Source organism: Desulfovibrio sp. 1214_IL3152, from assembly GCF_036763055.1.
Lineage (GTDB): Bacteria > Desulfobacterota > Desulfovibrionia > Desulfovibrionales > Desulfovibrionaceae > Desulfovibrio.
In genome coordinates this window covers 1-5822 of the sequence record NZ_JBAIYW010000188.1, presented here as the reverse complement: position 1 = coordinate 5822, position 5822 = coordinate 1, and the positions used below count along the sequence as shown (strand labels likewise).

The following is a 5822-nucleotide window of genomic DNA, read 5'->3' as shown; positions in this document are numbered from 1 at the left end:
CAGAGCAGGACCAAGGCGGCCCGTAACAGTGACGCGGCACAATCGCCGCCCACCCAAAGCAGACCGTCACGCAAAAGCGGGCCGCAAGCCGGGAGCCAGTCAGCTTGGGGCCGGCGCGCCGTGCGGTTGCGGCAGGGATTCCACATAAGCTTTCAGGACAACGGCGTTATTGCAGTCCTGATCTTTTGCGGCATACAGAAAAACAACCGTGCTGTGCTCTGCCAGAATCCCGAGCAGTTCGGCCAGCGGCGCTTCGGAAGCGTCCAGTTCCGCAGTGTAGCGCTTCTCAAACTCTTTCCATTTTGCCCTGTCATGAGCAAACCATTGGCGCAGTTCATTGGACGGGGCAATATCCTTCAGCCACACATCCCAACTGGCGGCGGCCTTGGCGATGCCTCGCGGCCAGATGCGGTCGACCAAAACGCGCATGTCGGCGGCGGGCAGGTCATGATCATACACACGGTGCAGAATGATCTTCATCACGAGCCTCCTTTTTGGAACCGGAACAGCCGCCGCAAGCACGGCCCGAACGGGAAACGCGGGCAGCACGCCTGCGCATCCCTGCATGACCGCATGCGCCTGCCGTCCCATCACAGAATATCCGCACAGCGCGGCCTTAACCGTCCACCGGGGTCTGGCTGCGCCCAATCCGCACGGCGCACAGGCTGACCAGAATGGTCAGGAAAAAGAACGCCGCACCAGCATAGCCCGTCATGCCCAGTCCAAGCCTGTTGAATACCATGCTGCCGATAAACGCGCCGCCGCCGATGCCCACATTGAAAATGCCGGAGTAGATTGACGTGGCGATGTCAGCGGAGTGAGCGGCAAGCTCAAGTATCCTGCTCTGGAACAGCAGGCCCAGCACCGCCATGCTGCCGCCCCACACGACGCACAGCGGCACGATGAGCAGCAGACGGTCAATGGACACATTAAGAGCCAGCAGGCAGATAAAAATGGTCACCAGCGGCACGGTAAAGACAAGCTTTGATCCGCTGCCCGCCAGCCGCGTGGCGAATATGCTGCCCGCAATGCCGGACAGGCCCATAATCAGCAGGAATACAGGCACGGCCCCTTCCGTGAAACCGCCCGTCTGAATGAGCAGAGGGGCCAGATAGGTATACGCAACAAAGTGCCCCGTCACGGCAAGCATGGTCTGTAAATAGATCAGTGCAAGCTCCTTGTTGCGGAACAGGGCGGGTACGCTTTTGAACGATCCCGTGTCCTTGGATTCGAGCGTCGGCAACAGTCGCCACAAAATCAGCGCGATGCAAAAGGCCACGCCCCCAATGATCAGAAACGCTGTTCTCCAGCCGAAATGCTGGCCGATGACCGTGCTGAGCGGAACCCCGAGCACCGTTGCCAGTGAGCCGCCCACAATGATGATGGCAAGCCCCTTGGCCTTTAATGCCGGAGGCGTCACGCGCACCACAATGGGGCTTGCTATGGACCAGAATACGGCATGGGCGTTGGCCACGCATATGCGCGCAACCATAAGGGTGGCAAAGTTGAAGGCAAATGCCGAAAGCACATGCCCGGCAATGAAAATGCCAAACAGGCAAAGCAACAGCTTGCGCCGTTCGAAACGGGCCGTAAGGGCGGTCAGGGGCAACGACAGCAGGGCCACAACCCAAGCGTATACTGCCACAAGCAGCCCGGTAAAGGCTTCTGTTTCGCCAAGGTCAGCGGCAATTTCCGGCAACAGGCCGATGGGCAGGATTTCAGTGGTGACAAAAATAAAGGCGGCCAGGGCAAGAGTAAAAACAGGAACCCAGAGACGCCTTCCCTCTGGAGTTTTGATGGTGGTCATATTCAGTCCTTATATCAGTCTCATGCCCTTATGGCGGGCAAAATAACGAGGTGCGCCATACGCCCGACCCTTGCAAAATGCAACGGGCGCAGCCGGTCATTTCTTTGTTTCTGCACAACAACGAGCCAGTTTTATTGAAACGTCATCCGTAAAGACCGTCTTTTTCAACGGCCGGAAGGCACAAGAAGGATTGGTACAACAAGAGATGCGGCAGGCGCAGCCTGCCCTGCAATTGCGGCAGGACACCAGCGCCATGTGACAGATGAGGCTCACGCCCGGCCCGGCGGCTTGGAGCAGCACACGAACAGGCCGACGCCTTAAATCTATCTTAAAAATGCCATAAATCAAGCCGTCACGTATCTGGGGCATACGCACCGCAACTTGCCCCGCTGCCGTGCAAGCAACGGGCATCGGCACTGGGCGTACCGCCCCTGCTGCCCGCAAAGAATGCCGCCCGAAGGCAGTCACAACCACGCGCTATCAAAAAGCTTTTCCGCGCCATTCACCCCGCATCGCCGACACGCCTTACCCCTCGTGCCCTGTTGTTCGGCACGAGAACAGGCAATCACCACAGGATGAAAACGGCTGCTGCCACCAGAAAAACGAACCATCTTGCGCGCCGCCTCTAATTAAAATGCATAAATATAAGTTTCAGTATTGATAAAATACCATATTCTTTTTCATGGCTTTTTCACCAACAGGCTTAACCAGATCCGGAGCCGCGTTATGACTATAAAAAATGCCACATCCTGTATAAATCTGGCTACTATCGCCCCCATTCTCTTTGTTTGCGGCACGCTGGTTCTTTATGTGCGGTCAAACCAGCGCATGGAGGAGGTGATGGAGAACAAGGCCATTGTGGTCGCTCTGGGCGATGAACTGCGCCAAAGCTCCATAAGCCTGACGAGAAACGTGCGCATGTATGCTGTTATCCGGCCAGACGGCACAGGCTATGGCCGGGGCCAGTCATGCGGTGGCCGACCTTGCCCGGCAGGCCGAGCGCCTGGCGCAGCTTATTGCCAAGATGAAGCAGGGCTAACGGAAAAGCGGGCATACATGCGCGGCACGACACGCGCGTGAGACGAGGAGAACGCACGCAGGAACCTGCGCATGACTTGTGTATGCACCGATCGGCCATTTCCCGCCGTGAACGCTAAGCCATGCTGTACTGCCCCTTCGCAACACCAACTGACATAAGCAGCACACAAGAGCCTCGGTTCAATCCTGTTCGGCTCCGCCCGGCAGACAGTTAAAAAGCCCCGATCATCGAGAGATGGTCGGGGCTTTTCGTGCCTTAGCCTTGCAGCCTATTGGTGCAACGCTCTTTAGAGCAGATTAACTTTGAAATGCTTCACATTTCAAAGTTTTCATTCAGCCGGAAAATGCTATTCTCGGCTGAATCCACGCCACATTGTGGCTCGCTGCACTTTCGTGCAGCGAGGGTAAAGCATCTCCGGCCACCACATAAAGCCAGAACAGCAGATGCCTTTTACCCTGGCGTAGGCTTTCCAGGGCTAGAGCAATTTCACTTTGAAATTGCTCTGGCGGCTGCGTGAGCAGTCGCCCGCCGCAAAGATGCAAGCGCAATTTACTTGCGCGGTTAAGCATCGAAGCGAGCGTGACTTAAACTTTGAGAATGTACATTCTCAAAGTTAATCTGCTCTAGAAAGAACCATTGCGCGGAGGGTTGCCGGAAAAATCCGCAATAACATACGCGCCGTGCTCAACGCTGAATGTCGTGAAGTCAGGATTATCCGCCGTTCCATAAATGCCCTTGATCAGGGGCCGTTCTGCCAAAATACGTTCCTTTATAGCGCGGTTGTCATCAAGAGAAACCTTGGCGGTAACGCGAACCCACGCCATGTCTTTATTGACAGCGCAGATTTCAACGGCGGGATTGCCCTGAAGCTGCTTGAAAACATTCTTGCTTTTCGCCGTGCAGAACCACAGCTTTCCATCCTGCTCAAACTGGTACTGAAACGCCCGCACGTGCGGTTCGTTGCCACTGACCGTGGCAATAAAGCACATGGGAGCTTCGGCAAGAAAACCAGAAATTTCAGTCATTGCATTATTCATAATAACCCCACATTTCAGGTATTATTTGATCCGTTTTGTTGCAAATTGCGTAAAACTTTTTCCAGCGTTTTTACGCAGGCAGCCTTTTCAGCCTCGTCCACATCGCCCCATACCAGCCGTAACAGATCAACAGAAATTGCGTGCTGAATCCTGCGCATGGATTCCCCTTTTTCCGTCAACAGCACTACCTGTGCGCGAGCATCATGCGGATCAGTTTCACGACGGCAATAGCCACGGCTTTCAAGTGTGCTGATCAAGCCGGTAACCGTATTTTTTTTTCTTTTAATACGCTCCGCCAATTCGTTCATCTTCAAAGGGCCAGCCTCGAAAAGCGCATGCAGCACCGCGCCGTGGGCGGGAAGCAGATCGTCTACGCCGTGACTGGACAAAGCGTTGACAATGTACGTGTTGGCCTGTTCGCGAATCAGGGCCGCCAGAGCAATAATGGCATCGCTGCTGCCTGGAGTATTCATGAATACCTCTTTTTAGTTCGTCGACGAACCATCTGAAGATGAGATACTTCGCCGCCGAACCAATGTCAACAGTTTGATGAAATCTTAGCTAGATGGGTTCAGGATAGCCTGCGGAGACTTCGCCCGAAAGGAAACGCATTAGAGCTTTTATGGGGTTTGAGGGACCGCGGGTTAATGCTGTTCTGATAAGCCGATAGACAGTAAAACCCCCGACCATCTTGTGATGTTCTGGGGTTTTGCGTGTGCGCGGCGTTAAAAATTCTATTCACAATCACTTTTTTCTGGGTGGTTGCCTGAGGTTTCCACATGGAAATAACTTGTGCAAAACAACTGTTCGACGTTCCCGTAGGCGCTCAGACAAACTACTCTGCCCATTGGGGCTTTGAAAGCCAATCTGCTGCCACGCGGGGTTAAGCTAGCTTTTGGTAAAGAGAAGGATTGTAGATTTTCATTAGCTGCATTGCGTTAGAATCTTGCTGAAGCAGTGTGCATACGTCATTCTTAACTTTCATACTAATTTCTGTGTTCTTAATAAAGTCTTCGTAGTAATTATCAGAATTAATGCCATTTTTATCTAAGGCAGTTCTAAAAGCCTTCATCACGGCGCTGCCATACTCACTCGCTCCTGTAGGAATTGGCTCCGATCTTTCTAAAAGTTTATGATTTACACATAGGTAGGGCGTGCTAACTTCTTCAATCCAGTCAGGCAGTTGATAATGCTCAAGAGGTTTTGATCTAGTTTGCTCTATGCCCGAAGTAGAGGTGCTGCTGCACTCCTGGCTCAAACGTATTGCTTCTTCAGAAAGTGAAACAGTGTCCTGCCCAATGCTGCGATGAACAGATTCAGACCCGCGTGTAGACGTGACGGTACTTTGTGTGTTGGCAGTAGCTTGCACATTGCATGTCTGGATAAGAGAGATCGACATGGGAACCCCCGCGGCAAAAATTTCCTATTTCATTTCACAATGAAATGTTAAGCAACAAAGATGCCGCAGATTGACTTTGAATAAAAATAGACTATTATACTAGGATATTATGAATAAGTATTTTGTGCGCTTATAGATTAATTAAAAAAGTATTTTAATTTTTAGACGCCATTAATAGATAGCAACAACGCTGAATAATTATCTTAAAGGCAAATATCATCAATCACTTCAATCCCAAGTATATTTTTTAGCGGCACAAAGGTAATATTCCCTTTTATGGCATTCAAGAGGCCGTCAGTTCAATTCTGTCCAGCTCCACCAGAAAGATAATTAAAACCCCCGATCATCGGAAGATGGTCGGGGGTTTTTTCGTTTAGCGGCTCTACACCAAAGACGGGGGCAAGCCCTTCAATGGGCCTCACTCCCATCAGATTCCTGGGCAATTCCCCAGCCATTTCAGCAGCACAAAACTGCTCATATTGCCTGATTGCGGCTGGCGGCGAACCTCGAAATATACGCTCCACTCAAAATAATGAGTTC

Annotated in this window: 6 protein-coding genes; 1 reads left to right on the top strand and 5 read right to left on the bottom strand. The window is 52.2% G+C overall.

All coding sequences use genetic code 11. The annotated features are described in order from the left end of the window. Nucleotides 1–99: 99 nt before the first annotated feature. Entirely contained in the window at nt 100–480 is a 381-nt protein-coding gene (locus V6C07_RS03960) for a DUF488 domain-containing protein (RefSeq protein WP_333535064.1), read from the bottom strand. Between the two features lie 136 nt (nt 481–616). Next, on the bottom strand, nt 617–1807 hold the full coding sequence (locus tag V6C07_RS03955; RefSeq protein ID WP_333535063.1) for a sugar transporter: 1191 nt from the start codon (nt 1805–1807) through the stop codon (nt 617–619). 70 nt (nt 1808–1877) lie between these two features. Between V6C07_RS03955 and V6C07_RS03950 the strand changes: the two genes are divergently transcribed. After that, nucleotides 1878–2066, top strand: coding sequence for a hypothetical protein (locus tag V6C07_RS03950; RefSeq protein ID WP_333535062.1), 189 nt, complete (start codon nt 1878–1880; stop codon nt 2064–2066). A 1403-nt stretch (nt 2067–3469) separates the two neighbouring features. Here V6C07_RS03950 and V6C07_RS03945 read toward each other — a convergent pair. The 3 genes from V6C07_RS03945 to V6C07_RS03935 form a co-directional block, all read right to left on the bottom strand. Beyond that, nucleotides 3470–3871 (bottom strand): pyridoxamine 5'-phosphate oxidase family protein, encoded by a 402-nt coding sequence (locus tag V6C07_RS03945; protein ID WP_333535061.1) that lies wholly within the window; start codon nt 3869–3871, stop codon nt 3470–3472. Between the two features lie 26 nt (nt 3872–3897). Further along, nucleotides 3898–4356, bottom strand: a complete 459-nt coding sequence (locus V6C07_RS03940; protein WP_333535060.1) for a MarR family winged helix-turn-helix transcriptional regulator — start codon at nt 4354–4356, stop codon at nt 3898–3900. A gap of 410 nt (nt 4357–4766) precedes the next feature. Then, nucleotides 4767–5282: a hypothetical protein gene (locus V6C07_RS03935; RefSeq protein ID WP_333535059.1), complete on the bottom strand. Its 516-nt coding sequence runs from the start codon at nt 5280–5282 to the stop codon at nt 4767–4769. Nucleotides 5283–5822: the final 540 nt, after the last annotated feature.

Coding starts and splice junctions, on each gene's coding strand:
- V6C07_RS03960 (WP_333535064.1), bottom strand. CDS start 480: ATGAAGATCATTCTGCACCGTGTGTATGATCATGACCTGCCCGCCGCC.
- V6C07_RS03940 (WP_333535060.1), bottom strand. CDS start 4,356: ATGAATACTCCAGGCAGCAGCGATGCCATTATTGCTCTGGCGGCCCTG.
- V6C07_RS03955 (WP_333535063.1), bottom strand. CDS start 1,807: ATGACCACCATCAAAACTCCAGAGGGAAGGCGTCTCTGGGTTCCTGTT.
- V6C07_RS03945 (WP_333535061.1), bottom strand. CDS start 3,871: ATGACTGAAATTTCTGGTTTTCTTGCCGAAGCTCCCATGTGCTTTATT.
- V6C07_RS03935 (WP_333535059.1), bottom strand. CDS start 5,282: ATGTCGATCTCTCTTATCCAGACATGCAATGTGCAAGCTACTGCCAAC.